This window comes from Stenotrophomonas sp. LST15-1-1.1 (assembly GCF_040815575.1).
In the GTDB taxonomy this organism is placed as follows: Bacteria; Pseudomonadota; Gammaproteobacteria; order Xanthomonadales; family Xanthomonadaceae; genus Stenotrophomonas; species Stenotrophomonas lactitubi_B.
Window position 1 is genome coordinate 187,602 of the sequence record NZ_JBFPNJ010000029.1, and the last position, 16,498, is coordinate 204,099.

Below are 16,498 nucleotides of genomic sequence, written 5' to 3' on the forward strand. Positions count from 1 at the left end.
CTTGGTGTGTGTGTCGACCTTGGTCAACACGGTGATCCACGCTATGCGTAGATCTACGTTCAATTGTCGAAATATTCGATTTCGATGGAGATCCATCCACGCATGGCGTGGATCTACCAACCGTGGTCGGGAAACTGTCGAGGGTGGGGCGGTGTGGGCCTGCAGGACCGTTGGCGCCATGGATGGCGCCATCGAGCCCCCATGGATGGGTTCACGGCGTGTCCTGCAGGCCCACACCGCCCCGCCCAACCCACAGAAAGCCCAGAGCCGGCTGTTGCCGTTGCTCCGGCCGTTGCTTTGGCTTTGGCTCCGGCATCTGCAGGTGCAGGGCGCAGCCCTGCCTGACACCCCCCACTACGGTAGGGTGAGGCGATGCCGCGCTGCAGCTTGGCTGCGTCGTATATTTGATTACACTTGAAACTTGTTTGCCCACGACTCCGGATACCCACCCATGAAGCTTGGTTCCTTGAAGGAAGGCGGCCGCGACGGCACCCTGATCGTCGTCTCGCGTGACCTGCGCCACGGCGTGCGCGCCACCGGCATCGCCGCCACCCTGCAGTTGGCCCTGGAGGACTGGAGTCATCTGGCCCCGCGTCTGAATGCGCTGTATGAGTCGCTCAATGCCGGTGACGCCGATGGCGTGTTCGACCTGGACCCGCAGGCCCTGGCCGCGCCGATGCCGCGCGCCTATGAATTCGTCGATGGCAGCGCCTATCTGCCGCACGTCGAGCGCGTCCGTCGCGCCCGGGGCGCCGAGGTGCCGGAGAGCTTCTACAGCGATCCGCTGATGTACCAGGCCACCAGTGCCGGCTTCTATGGCCCGCGCGACGCGGTCAAGGTGGTCAGCGAGGACTACGGCATCGATCTGGAAGCAGAGATCGTGGTGATCACCGACGACGTGCCGATGGCGGCCACCCCGGAGCAGGCCGCCGGCCACATCCAGCTGATCGGCCTGGTCAACGACGTCTCGCTGCGCAACCTGATCCCGGGCGAGCTGGCCAAGGGCTTCGGTTTCCTGCAGTCCAAGCCGCGCTCGGCGTTGTCGCCGGTGTTCGTCACCCCCGATGAGCTGGGCGCTGCCTGGCAGGACAGCAAGGTGCACCTGCCGTTGCTGACCCACATCAACGGGGCATGGTTCGGCGCGCCGGAAGCCGGTGTCGACATGCAGTTCAACTTCGCCCAGCTGGTCGCACACGCGGCGAAGACGCGCCCGCTCAGTGCCGGCACCATCGTCGGCTCGGGCACCATCGCCAACGAAGACACCAGCAAGGGCGCTTCGTGCTTCGCCGAACAGCGCGTGGTGGAAACCCTGCGCGACGGCAAGCCGAGCACGCCGTTCATGTCCTTCGGCGACGTGGTGCGCATCGAAATGCTCGACGCCGCCGGCAACAGCATCTTCGGTGCGATCGAGCAGCGCATCGAACAGGCGGCCAAGCCCTGAGCATGGAGGCGGCGATGGAGATTCCGGTCGACGACGGCATCGTGCTGTACACCTACTGGCGATCCAGCGCCGCCTACCGCGTGCGCATCGGCCTGGCATTGAAAGGCCTGGCCTTCGAAGCACGGCCGGTGCACCTGGTGCGTGAGGGCGGTGAGCAGCACCATGACGCCTACCGCGGGCTCAACCCGCAGCAGCTGGTGCCCACGCTGCTGCACGACGGTCACGTGCTGACCCAGTCGCTGGCAATCCTGGAGTATCTGGAAGAGCGCTTCCCGCAGGTGCCGCTGCTGCCGGCCGATGCCGCTGGCCGCGCACGGGTGCGGGCGCTGGCGCAACTGGTGGCCTGCGACATCCACCCGATCAACAACCTGCGGGTGATGCAGTACCTCGAGCGCGACCTGCAGTTGCCTGCCGATGCACGCACGCAATGGACGCTGCACTGGATGGCAGAGGGTTTCGCGGCGATGGAGGCGATGCTGGCCTCCAGCGCTGACACCGGTACCTTCTGCCACGGTGACCGCCCGGGTCTGGCAGACATCTGCCTGCTGCCGCAGCTGTACAACGCGCACCGTTTCGGCCTGGACCTGGCACCGTACCCGATCCTCCGCCGGATCGAGGCTGCCTGCCAGCAGCTGGATGCATTCACCAGCGCACGCCCGGAAAACCAGATCGACGCCGCCTGACGTGCCACTGCGCTCGCCGGGCATGGCCCAGCGCTACCGGTCTTCGTCGCGTGGTAGCGCCGGGCCATGCCCGGCGGGCGCGGAATCGACTGCCAGCAGCTGCCGCAGGTCCTCACGGAACAACCGGTAGGCGTCCTCGCCCCGCGTTTCATCCTTCTGCCGCAGCACCCAGGCCGGATGCACGGTGGCGTAACCTCGGGTGCCATCGTCCAGCACGTGCCAGCGGCCACGGTCGCGCATCAGGTTGAAGCCGCTGCCGAACAACGCTGTCGCAGCGGTGGCGCCCAGGCAGACGATCACCTGCGGTTTCACCCGTGCGATCTCGCCCTGCAGCCACGGCCGGCAGGCATGCACATGGCGGCTTTCAGGACGCTTGTGCAGGCGCACCTTGCCGCGCCGCTCGTGGTGGAAATGCTTCACCGCGTTGGTCAGGTACAGCGCGCTGCGCTCGATGCCCAGCTCCTGCAGCGCGCGGTCCAGCAGCTTGCCCGCCGGTCCCGCAAAGGGGCGACCACTCAGGTCCTCGACATCACCGGGCTGTTCACCCACCAGCATGATGCGTGCATCGCCACGACCTTCGCCGAACACGGTCTGGGTGGACGCTTCCCACAATGGACACTGTCGGCACACGGCCGCTTGTTGGCGCAGCGCCTGCAGGCTGCCATCGTCGGCAGTGGCATTGGCTGCACCGTTCTGCCGCGTTGGAATACGTCGTTGCGGCGCCTGCGCCGGCCGATCGTGCATCTCCTGCACGCGGTTGGCCGCATCGCGCACAAGGCCAGGCAACAGCTGCGCTTCGGGCAGGTGCTTCCAGTAACGGGTCGGCATTTCCTGCTGCATCATCCGCGTGTTGAGCCGGGCCGGATTGAAGATGCTGGCGTAGTAGGTCTGCCACAGGGTCTCGCGTGCATCTTCGGCGGGGGCATCCTGGCGGGTGCCGCCATCGCCAAACCATAGCGAGCTTCCATCCCATTGCACGCTGCGCGCCGGTGTCAGGATCGCCCAGCGCATGCCGGCGAAACGACGGGCGAAGAACGGTGCAACGCGGTCGACGATGTTGTGATCGGGTTCGAACCAGGCAATGAACGCATCGGTCTCGCCGGGCACCTCACGGAAGCGCACGAAAGCTTTCATCTTGTGCGTATCGCGGCGTACCGCCTGCGCCAGCGCCATCAAACGCAGCACATCAGCATCGGCTGGATTGGACAGCACCGTGCGTTCGCCGTGGGCGATGCGCCACAGCAGGCGGTACAGCAGCGGCAGTCGCTGCGGATCGCGATGGCACAGGCAGGTCGCGGCAAGTTCCACGAAGTCGCGTGGCACGTTCGGTGCGGTGGCACCATCGGGCAAGGGCGCCTGCTGCACCGCCGGCGCATCCAGCAATGACGCCTCGCTACCGGCGATCCAGTCCAGCTGTTCAGGACGCACGCCGCGCAGCAACGCTTCCCGCGCTGCGTTGCGCCAGGCGTCCAGTGACCACGGCGGGTTGACCCGCAGCGACCAGCGCTGCAGCTCAGGCAGCGGGCGCGGCATCGAACAGCGAGCCTTGGCGGGGCGGTGGGGCCAGCTTCGCGCGCAGCGCTGCCGGATCGTCCAGCGCGCTGCGCGGATGGTGGTCGGCCAGTTGCACGAACGGCAGCAGTTTGCTCATCGGCGCCTTCAGCCGGGCCACGTCCGCCACCCGCAGGCGACCGTGGCGACGTGCCATCAGCACGCGCTTGACGTTGCGCACGCCCAGCCCGGGCACCCGCAGCAGCAGCTCCTTCGGTGCAAGGTTCAGGTCCACCGGGAAGCGCTCGGGATGGCGGATCGCCCAGGCCATCTTCGGGTCGATGTCCAGATCCAGCATGCCGCCCTGGGTGGTGTCGGTGATCTCCTCCACGCCGTAGCCGTAGAAGCGCAGCAGCCAGTCGGCCTGGTACAGCCGGTGCTCGCGCTGCAGCGGCGGCGGTTGCAGCGGCAGCTGGCGGCTCGCATCGGGAATCGGGCTGAAGGCGGAGTAGTACACGCGGCGCATGCGGTAGTTGCCGTAGAGGCTGTCGGCGCTGGTCAGGATCTGCTGGTCGCTGGCACCGTCGGCACCTACGATCATCTGTGTGCTCTGCCCGGCCGGTGCGAAGCGGGGCGGGCGGGGACGTGCGCTGCGGCTGGATACCGGTGTGATTACCGCCGGCGCCTTGCGGGCCTCTTTGGCCTCCTCGATGCGCCAGCGCAGCTCCCCCATCGCGCCGCGGATCGATGTGCTGGTCTTTTCCGGGGCGAGGGTGGCCAGGCCCGCCTCGGTGGGCAGTTCAACGTTGATCGACAGGCGGTCGGCGTAACGACCCGCAGCGGCCAGAAGCTCCGGCGATGCCTCGGGGATGGTCTTCAGGTGGATGTAGCCGGCATACCGATGCTCCTCGCGCAGCCGTCGTGCCACCTCCACCATGCGTTCCATCGTGTAGTCCGCATTGCGGATGATGCCGCTGGAAAGAAACAGGCCCTCGATGTAATTGCGCTTGTAGAAGTCCAGGGTGAGCGTGACCACCTCGTCCACGCTGAAACGCGCGCGCGGCACGTTGCTGGACACCCGGTTCACGCAGTAGGCGCAGTCGTACACACAGAAGTTGGTCAGCAGGATCTTCAGTAGTGATACGCAGCGGCCATCGGGCGTGTAGCTGTGGCAGATGCCCATGCCTTCGGTACTGCCGATGCCGCCGGAGGCGCGCGAATCGCGCTTGCCCGCGCCACTTGAGGCACAGGAGGCGTCGTATTTGGCGGCATCGGCGAGAATCGCCAGCTTGCGGATGGTTTCCATTGCGGAAACCTACGCAGGGGCCGTCTCAATCGGTGAGACGGTCTCTTAACCCTTCAGGATTCCGCCGGGCGTGGTCCGGCGCTACCGGACGCGTGGTGGTAGCGCCGGGCCATGCCCGGCGCGCATATCGTCAGAACCCGTGCGTGATCGACGGGGCTGCCGCCGAGAAGTCCGCATACGGATCATGCTCGCCGCTGCCGCCTTCGGACAGGCGGAACTTCAGCGCCAGGCCATCGCGGGAGTCGGCCGCACGCAGTGCCTCTTCCTGATCGATGGTGCCGTTCTTGGCCAGGCGGAACAGGCACTGGTCGAAGCTTTCCATGCCTTCTTCCAGCGAGGCCTCCATTGCTGCCTTGATCTCGTGCACCTGGCCGCGGCGCAGCAGGTCGCGGATCATCGGCGTGTTGATCAGCACTTCGGTGGCCGGCAGGCGGCGCCCCTCCTTGTTCTTCACCAGGCGCTGGCTGACCACCGCACGCAGGTTCAGTGCCAGGTTCATCAGCACGTTCTTGTGCGCGCTTTCCGGGAAGAAGTTGAGGATGCGCTCGATGGTCTGGTCGGCGTTGTTGGAGTGCAGGGTGGCCAGGCACAGGTGGCCGGTTTCGGCGAAGGCGATTGCCGCCTCCATCGTTTCGGCATCCAGGATCTCGCCGATCAGGATCACGTCCGGTGCTTCACGCATCGCATTCTTCAGCGCGTCGTGGAAGGTGTGGGTATCGAGCCCGACCTCGCGCTGGTTGACGATCGACATCTTGTGCTTGTGCAGGTACTCGATCGGGTCCTCGATGGTGAGGATGTGGCCGGTGGTGGTGCTGTTGCGGTGATCGATCATCGACGCCAACGAGGTGGATTTGCCCGAGCCGGTGGACCCCACCACCAGCACCAGCCCGCGCGGGGTCATGATGACGTCCTTCAGCACCTGCGGCAGGTTGAGCTCTTCGATGCTCGGAATCCGGCTGCGGATGGCGCGGATGACCATGCCCACTTCACCGCGCTGCTTGAACACGTTGACGCGGAAACGCCCGGCATCGGCCAGGGCGATGGCCATGTTGAGCTCCAGCTCGCGCTCGAACTGGGGCACCTGGCCTTCATCCATCAGCGAGTAGGCGATCTTCTTCACCATGCCCGGCGGCAGGCCGGTATTGCCGAGCGGATACAGCTTGCCCTCGATCTTGATGTAGACCGGTGCGCCGGTGGTCAAGAACATGTCCGAAGCGTTCTTTTCGGTCATCAGCTTCAGGAAGTAGCCGATATCCATCGCGAATTTTCCCCAACGAAACTGCCGGTGCCCGTTGCAAGCACGGTACCGGCTTGACGACAATGGCCGCGAACCGACAACCGGTACGGCCTCCCCAATGAAACGACTTAGCTTCGCACGAATGCGCCACAGCCTGTATGTGATGGCGTTTGCATTCGCACTCTCTGCCCCCGCCTGGGCGCAGGACGGCGCGTTGGAACTGGCGCAGGCCCGGCAGGCGGTGGATAAAGCCACCCAGGCCGATGCCGACCAGTACGCCCCGGACCTGATCGGGCTGGCCCGCCAGGGACTGGAGCAGGCCCAGCGTGCCGCAGGTGACCGCCGCGAGCGCAAGAACGCGCCGGCCATGGCCCTGCGTGCTGCCGTTGACGCCGATCTGGCCCGTGCCCGCAGCGAGGAAGCCACGGCGACCGCACAGCTGCAGCTGCGCCGCAATGAGGTCAACCAGCTGCAACGCCAGTTGTCGACCGGGGAGGACCGCCGATGAAGACGATCTCCGCCCTGACCCTGGCCACGCTGCTGGCCCTGCCGGCGCTGGCCCTGGCCGCTGATAACCCGATGGTCGGCCAGCTGAGCCAGCGCCTGATGGCGATCCAGGCCAATCCGGACACCGCCGAGCTGGGTGCCTTCGAGCGCATGCAGGCGCAGCAGGCCATCGCCACCCTGGAGAAGGCCAAGCGCCGCGACCAGGAACTGGCCACCTACCTGGCCGAGCGCCGGGTCGAGATCGCCGAGACCGCCGTACGGGCTGCACTGGCCGCGCGCGAGGTGGACCGCCTGGAACGCACCCGCAGCGACCTGCTGATCGAGGCCAGCCGCCGCGATGCCGCCCGCGCCCGCCAGGAAGCCGAGCAGCTGCGCATGCAGGCGCAGATGCAGGCAGAAGAGGCCGAACGCCTGCGCCAGGCGGCCGAGGCCGAGACCCTGGCCCGCCAGGATGCCGAGAACGCCCTGACCAGCGTGGCTGGCAAGCAGCAGCAGCGCCTCAGCTCCGCCCAGCAGAACGCGGCCAAGCTGGCCCGCGAGGAAGCCGAGCTGGTCTCGGGGCAGAAGCTGCCGGGCTCGAAGTTCGATGGCCGCGGCGAGGTCTTCACCTTCGCCGGTGACGCATTCGCTGCCGGGGCCTCCGGCCTGTCCGGTGGCGCCCGCAACCAGGCCAAGGCGCTGGCCGAGTACGTGAACATCGGCAAGAAGGGCAGGATCCGCATCGAGGCCTACGACAGTGCCAATGGCGTAGGCCAGAAGCGGGCCGAGGCACTGCGCGATGCGCTGGTCTCGGCCGGCGTTGCCAGCAGCCGGATCCAGGTCGCGGGCAAGAAGGCGGCGTCCACCCGGGCCCGCTCGGCCGAGGTCGTCATCGCCCCGTAATTGCTTGATATTGTTTGTTTTTCGTTGTGTTGAGTATTCAGCCTGAACCCCGCCTCGGCGGGGTTCGGTCTTTTTGCCGCAGGGGCTTGAACCCCGTCCAGAGCAAGCGTAGGGTCAATTGTCCGGGACGCAATAACGCGGACCGGACGATGGGAGGGCCGGGCCGATGCAAGCAGGGCGCGAACCGCAGCAGATCGACGTGCGCAGGCCAGTGCCGCACGTCGTTGTGGGCACCCAGGTGGGCATCGACCGGCACTCCTCCATGAACAACGCCCCGTGCCTTGCGGCCGGGGCGTTCGTGTATCTGTCGAAGGAGGTCCATCATGTTTGAAGATCAGCCCCAGAGCGAGATCGACGCCCGTCGCGCGCGCGATCCGGAGTTCCGGGCACTCCATGACCAGCACCGCAAGTTGAACAAGAAGTGCATGGATGCGGAGTTGGGTGTACTCCCGATCGATGATGTCACCCTGGGTCGAATGAAGCGCGAGAAGCTGCTGGCCAAGCAACGCCTTCTGCGAATGTACGAAACACCGCTCGCAGCGTCGTCCCCCACGCATTGACGCACCCTGTCGTGCCCGGAATGGCATGACCCGGCCATCGATGGCCCCGCCAGGCACACCTGACCTGGCAACGCGGCGCCGCTGAACGCAGGCGTCGCGCCAAGGCACCACACGCGGTGGTGCCTTGGCCCTGCAGGCACGTCCCCCGATGCGGGCGGTACCGGTCTCCTCGTCGATCCGGGGCCGTCCGCATCCCTTTTTCCGCGGACCGCCGCCCAGCGATCGAACTGGCCTGACTTTCGTCGCCATCCGTCGGATAATCACCGGTCCGGCCCTGCGTGGCGCGAACCGAAGTCCCCCGAATGCCCATCCATTCTTCCGTCCTCGAACTCATCGGCCAGACCCCGATCGTCAAGGCCCAGCACCTGGATGCCGGCGTCTGCGAGCTCTACCTGAAGCTCGAAAGCGCCAACCCCGGCGGATCGATCAAGGATCGCATCGGCCTGTCGATGATCGAGGCGGCAGAGAAGCGCGGCGACCTGAAGCCTGGCGCCACCCTGGTCGAAGGCACCGCCGGCAATACCGGCCTGGGCCTGGCACTGGTGGCCCAGCAGAAGGGCTACAAGCTGATCCTGGTGGTTCCGGACAAGATGAGCCGGGAGAAGATCTTCAACCTGAAGGCGATGGGCGCCGAAGTGCGCCTGACCCGCTCGGACGTGGCCAAGGGGCACCCGGAGTACTACCAGGACCTGGCCAAGACCATCGCCGAGCAGACCCCGGGCGCGTATTTCATCAACCAGTTCGGCAACCCGGACAACCCGGCCGCGCATGAATTCGGCACCGGCCCGGAGATCCTCGAGCAGATGGGCGGCGATCTGGATGCCATCGTGTTCGGCTGCGGCAGCTCCGGCACCATGACCGGCCTGTCGCGTGCCTTCGCCACGCTGTCGCCGAAGACCGAGCTGGTGCTGGCCGATCCGGTCGGCTCGATCCTGGCCGAGTACATCAATGACGGCGTGCTCAACGACAAGTCGGGCAGCTGGCTGGTGGAAGGCATCGGCGAGGACTTCCTGCCCTCGATCTCCGATTTCAGCCGGGTGAAGCAGGCCTATGCCATCACCGACGCCGAGAGCTTCCACACCGCGCGCGAGCTGCTGGCCAAGGAGGGCATCCTTGGCGGTTCCTCCACCGGCACCCTGCTGGCGGCGGCGCTGAAGTACTGCAAGGCGCAGACCACGCCGAAGAAGGTGCTGGTGCTGGTCTGCGATACCGGCAACAAGTACCTGTCGAAGATGTACAACGACTACTGGATGCTGGACAACGGCTTCCTTGAGCGCCCGCAGCACGGCGACCTGCGCGACCTGATCCTGCGCCCGTATGGCCAGCGCGACACTGTCGTGATCGGTCCGAACGACCTGCTGACCACCGCCTACCAGCGCATGAAGCTGTATGACGTGTCGCAGCTGCCGGTGATGGATGGTGAGCAGCTGGTCGGCATCGTCGATGAAAGCGACGTGCTGCTGCATGTGTACGGCGATGAAGCACGCTTCCGCGACCCGGTGGCCACCGCCATGGTCAGCAAGCTGGATCGCCTGGATGTGAAGTCGCCCATCGAGGCCCTGCTGCCGGTGTTCGACCGTGGCCAGGTGGCCATCGTGATGGATGGCAATGCCTTCCTGGGCCTGATCACCCGCATCGACCTGCTGAACTATCTGCGTCGGCGCGTTCAGTAAGGCGTTTATCGCCGCAGATCACCGCTGAATCCCGGTTTATCCGCGTCAAAGGCTGTTAAGGCCGCGCTGATAGACTCCCGCTCCTTCGACGGCGCCGGTCATCGGCGCCATTCAGGAAACGACATGTCCCACGCTTCTTCCCCGGACCGCGCGCTCGCGCTGGCCACCCTGGCCATCCATGGCGGCCAGTCGCCCGACCCGAGCACCGGCGCGGTGATGCCGCCGATCTACGCCACCTCGACCTATGCGCAGTCCAGCCCGGGCGAGCATCAGGGCTTTGAGTACTCGCGTACCCACAACCCGACCCGCTTCGCCTACGAGCGCTGCGTGGCCTCGCTGGAAGGCGGCACCCGCGGCTTCGCCTTTGCTTCGGGCATGGCCGCCAGCTCGACGGTGATCGAACTGCTGGATGCCGGCAGCCACGTGGTGGCGATGGACGACATCTACGGCGGCAGCTTCCGCCTGTTCGAGCGTGTGCGCCGCCGCACCGCCGCACTGGACTTCAGCTTTGTCGACCTGACTGATCTGGCAGCGTTCGAAGCGTCCATCACGCCGAAGACGAAGATGGTCTGGATCGAAACCCCGACCAACCCGATGCTGAAGATCGTGGACATCGCCGCGGTCGCCGCCATCGCCAAGCGCCATGGCCTGATCGTGGTGGTCGACAACACCTTCGCCTCGCCGATGCTGCAGCGTCCGCTGGAGCTGGGCGCGGACCTGGTGCTGCACTCGGCCACCAAGTACCTCAATGGTCACTCGGACATGGTCGGTGGCATGGTCGTGGTCGGCGACAACGCCGAACTGGCCGAGCAGATGGCCTTCCTGCAGAACTCGGTGGGTGGCGTGCAGGGCCCGTTCGACAGCTTCCTCGCACTGCGTGGCCTGAAGACCCTGCCGCTGCGCATGAAAGCGCACTGCGCCAACGCGATGGCGCTGGCACAGTGGCTGGAAAAGCACCCGGCGGTGGACAAGGTGATCTACCCGGGCCTGCCCTCGCACCCGCAGCATGAGCTGGCGGGCAAGCAGATGTCCGGCTACGGCGGCATCGTCTCAATCGTGCTGAAGGGCGGCTTCGAAGCCGCCAAGCGCTTCTGCGAGAAGACCGAACTGTTCACCCTGGCCGAGTCGCTGGGCGGCGTGGAAAGCCTGGTGAACCACCCGGCGGTGATGACCCATGCCTCGATCCCGGTGGCACGCCGCGAGCAGCTGGGCATCAGCGATGCGCTGGTGCGGCTGAGCGTGGGTGTGGAGGATCTGGGGGATCTGCAGGTGGATCTGGAAGAGGCACTGGGTGCCGAGGTCCGCTGAGATGGGCATTCTTTCCGTCTTCGGCAAGAACCGCTCGCTGGCCTTCGAACTGACACAGCGCGAAGTGCTGGGCCGGTATCGCGGCGCGAGTTTCGGCCTGTTGTGGTCGCTGATCAGTCCGTTCCTGATGCTGCTGGTATACACCATGGCCTTTGGCTTCATCATGAAAGGGCGCTGGCCAGGCTCGTCGGGCTCGACCACCGACTTCGCGCTGATCCTGTTCGCCGGCCTGACCGTGCACGGCTTTTTCGCCGAGTGCTTCACCCGCGCCCCGCAGCTGATCGTGAGCAACACCAGCTACGTCAAGCGCGTGGTGTTCCCGCTGGACATCCTGGTGTGGAGCATGACGCTGTCGGCGTTGTTCCACCTGGTCATGAACATGGTGGTGCTGCTGCTGCTGTACCTGTGCGTGAAGGGCAGCATCCATCCCACCGCCGTGCTGCTGCCGATCGTACTGATCCCGCTGGTGATCCTCACCGCCGGCATCGGCTGGATGGCATCGGCGCTGGGCGTGTACCTGCGCGACATCGGCCAGATCGCCGGCGTCATCGCCGCGGCGATGCTGTTCCTGTCCTCGGCGATCATTCCGGTCGAATCGGTGCCGGCCAGCTATCGCATCGTGTTCGAGCTCAATCCGCTGACCTTCATCATCAACCAGGTGCGTGAAGTGGTGATCTGGGGCCGCCTGCCGGACTGGACCGGGCTGGCCATCTACACGTTGATCGCCTGCGTGGTGGCCGTGATCGGCCACCGCGTTTTCACCAAGCTGCGCGTGGGGTTTGCCGATGTCCTCTGAAGCCGTCGTCGCAGATACCGTCATCGAGGTCAACGGCGTCGGCAAGTCGTACCACATGTACGAACGGCCCTCGCACCGCCTGTGGCAGGCGCTGGCCGGCAAGCGCAAGTCGTACTACAAGGATTTCTGGGCGCTGCGCGGCGTGAGTTTCTCGATCCGCCGCGGCCAGACCGTGGGCATCGTCGGCCGCAACGGCTCGGGCAAGTCCACCCTGCTGCAGATGATCGCCGGCACCTTGAACCCCACCGAAGGCAGCATCTCGGTGAAGGGGCGGGTGGCCGCGTTGCTGGAACTGGGCAGCGGCTTCAATCCGGAATTCACCGGTCGCGAGAACGTCTACCTCAACGCGACCATCCTGGGCCTGTCACGCGCGCAGATCGAACAGCGCATGGAGAGTATCCTGGCCTTCGCCGACATCGGTGAATTCATCGACCAGCCGGTACGTAGCTATTCCAGCGGCATGTCGGTACGCCTGGCCTTCGCGGTGATCGCCCATGTCGACGCCGACATCCTGATCATCGACGAAGCGCTGGCGGTGGGCGATGCGTTCTTCTCGCAGAAGTGCATGCGCTTCCTGCGTGAGTTCCAGAAGAACGGCACGCTGCTGTTTGTCAGTCACGATGCCGCCGCCGTGACCAACCTGTGCGAGAACGCGGTCTGGCTGCAGAACGGCCAGATGCGCCTGGTCGGCACCTCCCAGGAGGTGATCGAGGCGTACATGACCGAGCAGCACGCCGTGGGGCGCCGCGATGCCGGCGATGCCAACGTGGTGGTCGGCGAGAAGCGTGTGCGGCGGCCGGTCGGCGATGCCCCGGACGTGCGTGCGCAGGCGCGTCAGGAGGCAGGCTGGAGCAACCGCATCCAGACCTTCGAATTCGACCCGGACAACGTCGGCCAGGAATTCGGCGCGCAGGGCGCGCGCATCGTCCAGGTGCAGCTGCTGGATGAGCACGGTCAATCGGTCGGCCTGCTGGCCGGCGGCGAGCTGGTGCGGCTGGACATCACCGTGGAGCTGACGCAGTCGCTGCAGAACCTGATCCTCGGCTTCTACGTCAAGGACCGCCTGGGCCAGCGCCTGTTCGGCGACAACACCTTCCTGGCCTGGCAGCATGCCCCGGTCTCGGGCGAGCCCGGCGAGCGGGTCTCGGCCAGCTTCCTGTTCCGCATGCCGGTGATGCCGTCAGGTTCCTACATGGTCGATGCAGCGGTGGCCTCCGGCGACCAGCACGACCACACCCAGCAGCATTGGATCCACGACGCGCTGGAGTTCCGCGCGACCGACGAGACGATGCGATACGGGCTGGTCGGCCTGCCCATGCTGGCCATCGAGCTTTCCAAGGAGAAGAAATGATCGAGTTCACTGGCGAGCGCTTCGTTCCCAGCGAGCAGGGCGTGATCCGCCAGGAGCACCTGCATCGCTACGCCTGGTGCCTTCCCATCGTGGCCGGCAAGGACGTGCTGGATCTGGCCAGCGGCGAAGGCTATGGCAGCGCGATGCTGGCCGGTCAGGCGCGCTCGGTGCGCGGCATCGACATTTCCGCCGATGCCGTCGCGCATGCCGCCGCGAAGTACGCCGACCGCGCCAACCTGCAGTACCTGCAGGGCTCGGCCGCACTGGTGCCGCTGCCCGAGGACTGCGTGGACGTGGTGGTCTCCTTCGAGACCGTCGAGCATTTGCTGGAACAGGAGCAGATGCTGGCCGAAATCCGCCGCGTGCTGCGTCCCGGTGGCGTGCTGGTGATGTCCTCGCCGAACAAGGAGGTCTACTCCGACAAGGCTGGCTACCACAACGAGTACCACGTCAAAGAGTTGTACCTGGACCAGTTCGTCGCGCTGCTCAACACGCAGTTCCCGGCGGTGCGGATCGTCGGTCACCGGATGTCGGTGGGGTCGACCATCACCCCGCTGGAAGGCACGGTCGCGGGCGACTACACGGCCATCACCGACGGTGGCCAGGCCATTGAACACCGCGTTGCCGTGTTGCCGGATCCGGTCTATTACATCGCCGTGGCCGCTGCCGATCCGTCCCTGCTGCCGGCAACACCGGCTTCGCTGCTTCTGGCCGAGCAGGAAGATCTGTACAACCATCACCACGAAGTGGCGCGCTGGGCCCAGGCGCAGGACAGCGAGATCAATGCGCTGCGCAGTCACGTCGCCTCGCTGAACGGGGAGCTCGAGCAGGCAGCCGGTCAGCGCGAAGCGCTGCGCGGTGAGATCGCGCAGCATCTGGAAAACGCAGCTGAACTGCGCGAACTGCTCGCCGACGCCATTGTCGGTGACCACGCGCGCAGCCAGTTGCAGGCGCAGGTGGATCGCCTGCGGGCCGACAACGATGCCAGCCAGGCGATGACCGCGGCCCTGCTGCGCTCCAGTTCCTGGCGCATCACCAAACCGCTGCGTTTCCTTTCGCGCGTGGTGCGCGGCGACTGGACTGGCGTAGCCAACTCGCTGCGCGCCACTGGCCTGGCCCGCATGCCGCTGCTGGCGCCACTGGTGCGCCCGGTCCGGCGCTTCCTGGTCAAGCGCAGTTTTGCTCCGGTCAAGCAGCTGGAAGGGCTGGGCCTGGAGTACGTAAAGGCCAACATCGACGTCTGCCTGGCAACTACAAAACTGCCGAAGGTGGACGCGCCGCTGGTGTCGGTGATCGTGCCGACTTACGGCAACCTGCCGATCAGCCTGGCCTGCGTGCGCTCGCTGTCGCGCGCCGCGACCCGGGCCTCGTTCGAGGTGATCGTTGCCGAGGATGCCTCCGGTGACGCCGACATCGGTCGGCTGCGCGAGGTCCAGGGCCTGCGTTACCACGAGAACGAAAAGAACCTTGGCTTCCTGCTTTCCTGCAACAACGCCGCAACCCTGGCGCGCGGCCGCTATGTCTGTTTCCTCAACAACGATACCGAAGTCACCGATGGCTGGCTCGATGCGTTGCTGGAGGTGTTCAAGAACTACCCCGATGCGGGCATGGCCGGCTCCAAGCTGGTCTACCCCGATGGCCGGCTGCAGGAAGCCGGTGGCATCGTCTGGGATGACGCCACGGCGTGGAACGTGGGCCGGCTGCAGAATCCGGCGGCGTCCGAGTTCAACTACGTGCATGAGGCGGACTACATTTCCGGCGCGGCCATCCTGTTGCCGAAGTCCCTGCTGGATGCCCTGGGGTGCTTCGATCCGCACTACCTGCCGGCCTACTGCGAAGATACCGACCTGGCCTTCCGCGTGCGCGCGGCGGGCTACAAGGTCTATTACCAGCCTGAGTCGATGGTGGTGCATTACGAGGGTGTTTCCCACGGCACCGACGTGTCCACCGGCATCAAGGCCTACCAGGTGGCCAACCAGAAGAAACTGCGTGAGCGCTGGCAGGACACCCTTGTGCAGGAGCACTTCGCCAACGCCGAACTGCCCTTCCTGGCGCGCGACCGTTCACAGCTGCGCAAGACGGTCCTGGTGATCGACCACTACGTGCCGCAGCCGGATCGCGACGCCGGCTCGCGCACCATGGACCAGTTCATCGGCCTGTTCCAGAAGCACGGAATGAGCGTGAAATTCTGGTCCGACAACCTCTGGCACGATCCGGTCTATACCCCACGCCTGCAGCAGATGGGCGTGGAAGCGATCTACGGCCCGGAACACGTGGAGAACTTCAGCAGCTGGATCGCGGCCCATGGCGGTTGCATCGACTACGTGCTGCTCAGCCGTCCGCATGTCTCGGCCAAGTACGTCGATGCACTGCGCCGGCACACGCGCGCTACGCTGCTGTATTACGGCCATGACGTGCACTACCAGCGGATGACCGAGCAGCTCAAGCTCGCCCACGATCCCGTCCTGTCCACCCAGCGCGACACCATGCAGGTGCTGGAGGAATCGCTGTGGAGCAAAGTGGATACGATCTACTATCCTTCCGAGCTTGAAACCGCGCACGTTGCGCGCTGGATGGAAGGTCGTGACGGCGTACGCGCGAAGAACTTCACCATTCCGGTGTATGCCTTCGACCGCTTCCCGACGGTCGATGCCGAGGGTCTGCATCGGCGCAGCGGTCTGTTGTTCGTTGCCGGCTTCGCCCACGACCCGAACGTGGATGCCGCGTTGTGGTTTGTCGAACAGGTGCTGCCGCTGATCCGTGCCCACAAGCCGGATATCAAGGTCAGCCTGGTGGGCTCCAATCCCAAGCCGGAAGTGCAGGCTTTGGCCAGTGACACCATCCACGTGCCGGGCTACGTCACCGATGAAGAACTGGAGATGTACTACGCGCACGCCCGGGCAGTTGTTGCGCCGCTGCGATTTGGTGCGGGGATGAAGGGCAAGGTGGTCGAGGCGATGCGCTTCGGCGTGCCGCTGGTGACCTCGCCGGCAGGCGCGCAGGGCCTGGCGGCTGCGTCGGAATTCATTGCCGTGGCCGAGGATGCGCAGAGCTTCGCCGACCGCGTGCTGCGCCTGCTTGATGATGACGCGCATTGGCTGGAGGTATCCGCGCGCGCGCAGGATTTCGCCCGCGAGACGTTCTCGGAGAAGGCGCTGTGGAACATCGTCAGTCACGACGTCGACCCGACCCCCTATGCCGACGTCGACGCGCGCCGCGAACGCGTGCGCGCCAATACACCGAATGCGAATTAAGGAGCAGGC

General features: G+C 65.8%; 13 protein-coding genes. 10 read left to right on the top strand and 3 right to left on the bottom strand.

Annotated elements, in window-relative coordinates; translation table 11 throughout:
• Positions 1–451 precede the first annotated feature (451 nt).
• Both MRBLST15_RS13490 and maiA read left to right on the top strand, forming a co-directional pair.
• Positions 452–1,441: a fumarylacetoacetate hydrolase family protein gene (locus MRBLST15_RS13490; protein ID WP_312704383.1), complete on the top strand. Its 990-nt coding sequence runs from the start codon at positions 452–454 to the stop codon at positions 1,439–1,441.
• Between the two features lie 14 nt (positions 1,442–1,455).
• Positions 1,456–2,124, top strand: a complete 669-nt coding sequence (gene maiA / locus MRBLST15_RS13495; protein WP_367786245.1) for a maleylacetoacetate isomerase — start codon at positions 1,456–1,458, stop codon at positions 2,122–2,124.
• 33 nt (positions 2,125–2,157) lie between these two features.
• Here the strand turns inward: maiA and MRBLST15_RS13500 are convergent, their stop codons facing one another.
• From MRBLST15_RS13500 to MRBLST15_RS13510, 3 genes are all read right to left on the bottom strand, one after another.
• Positions 2,158–3,657 carry a UdgX family uracil-DNA binding protein gene (locus MRBLST15_RS13500; RefSeq protein WP_367786247.1) on the bottom strand — a complete coding sequence of 500 codons (1,500 nt, stop codon included), beginning with the start codon at positions 3,655–3,657 and terminating at the stop codon, positions 2,158–2,160.
• Entirely contained in the window at positions 3,638–4,921 is a 1,284-nt protein-coding gene (locus MRBLST15_RS13505) for a putative DNA modification/repair radical SAM protein (RefSeq protein WP_367786249.1), read from the bottom strand. The genes MRBLST15_RS13500 and MRBLST15_RS13505 overlap by 20 nt, the downstream gene beginning before the upstream one ends.
• Before the next feature lie 130 nt (positions 4,922–5,051).
• On the bottom strand, positions 5,052–6,179 hold the full coding sequence (locus MRBLST15_RS13510; protein ID WP_312704379.1) for a PilT/PilU family type 4a pilus ATPase: 1,128 nt from the start codon (positions 6,177–6,179) through the stop codon (positions 5,052–5,054).
• Between the two features lie 121 nt (positions 6,180–6,300).
• On the opposite strand from MRBLST15_RS13510, the gene MRBLST15_RS13515 reads away from it, so the two are divergent.
• The 8 genes from MRBLST15_RS13515 to MRBLST15_RS13550 all read left to right on the top strand — a co-directional run bounded on the left by MRBLST15_RS13515 (position 6,301) and on the right by MRBLST15_RS13550 (position 16,489).
• Positions 6,301–6,666 carry a DUF4398 domain-containing protein gene (locus tag MRBLST15_RS13515; protein ID WP_089238584.1) on the top strand — a complete coding sequence of 122 codons (366 nt, stop codon included), beginning with the start codon at positions 6,301–6,303 and terminating at the stop codon, positions 6,664–6,666.
• Positions 6,663–7,547 (top strand): hypothetical protein, encoded by an 885-nt coding sequence (locus MRBLST15_RS13520; RefSeq protein WP_265952550.1) that lies wholly within the window; start codon positions 6,663–6,665, stop codon positions 7,545–7,547. The genes MRBLST15_RS13515 and MRBLST15_RS13520 overlap by 4 nt, the downstream gene beginning before the upstream one ends.
• 323 nt (positions 7,548–7,870) lie before the next feature.
• The gene (locus MRBLST15_RS13525) at positions 7,871–8,107 is read left to right on the top strand and encodes a YdcH family protein (RefSeq protein ID WP_093818802.1); all 237 of its coding nucleotides are present in this window, start codon (positions 7,871–7,873) and stop codon (positions 8,105–8,107) included.
• Between the two features lie 302 nt (positions 8,108–8,409).
• A complete protein-coding gene (locus MRBLST15_RS13530; protein WP_265952549.1) occupies positions 8,410–9,780 on the top strand; it encodes a pyridoxal-phosphate dependent enzyme in 1,371 nt (456 codons plus the stop codon).
• 123 nt (positions 9,781–9,903) lie between these two features.
• Positions 9,904–11,088: a cystathionine gamma-synthase gene (locus tag MRBLST15_RS13535; protein ID WP_265952547.1), complete on the top strand. Its 1,185-nt coding sequence runs from the start codon at positions 9,904–9,906 to the stop codon at positions 11,086–11,088.
• Between the two features lies 1 nt (position 11,089).
• Positions 11,090–11,884: an ABC transporter permease gene (locus MRBLST15_RS13540; RefSeq protein ID WP_265952546.1), complete on the top strand. Its 795-nt coding sequence runs from the start codon at positions 11,090–11,092 to the stop codon at positions 11,882–11,884.
• Complete coding sequence (locus MRBLST15_RS13545) at positions 11,874–13,235, top strand: ABC transporter ATP-binding protein (RefSeq protein ID WP_367786252.1); 1,362 nt, start codon at positions 11,874–11,876, stop codon at positions 13,233–13,235. Before MRBLST15_RS13540 ends, MRBLST15_RS13545 begins: the two co-directional genes overlap by 11 nt.
• On the top strand, positions 13,232–16,489 hold the full coding sequence (locus tag MRBLST15_RS13550) for a glycosyltransferase (RefSeq protein ID WP_367786254.1): 3,258 nt from the start codon (positions 13,232–13,234) through the stop codon (positions 16,487–16,489). Before MRBLST15_RS13545 ends, MRBLST15_RS13550 begins: the two co-directional genes overlap by 4 nt.
• The last annotated feature ends 9 nt before the right edge of the window (positions 16,490–16,498 follow it).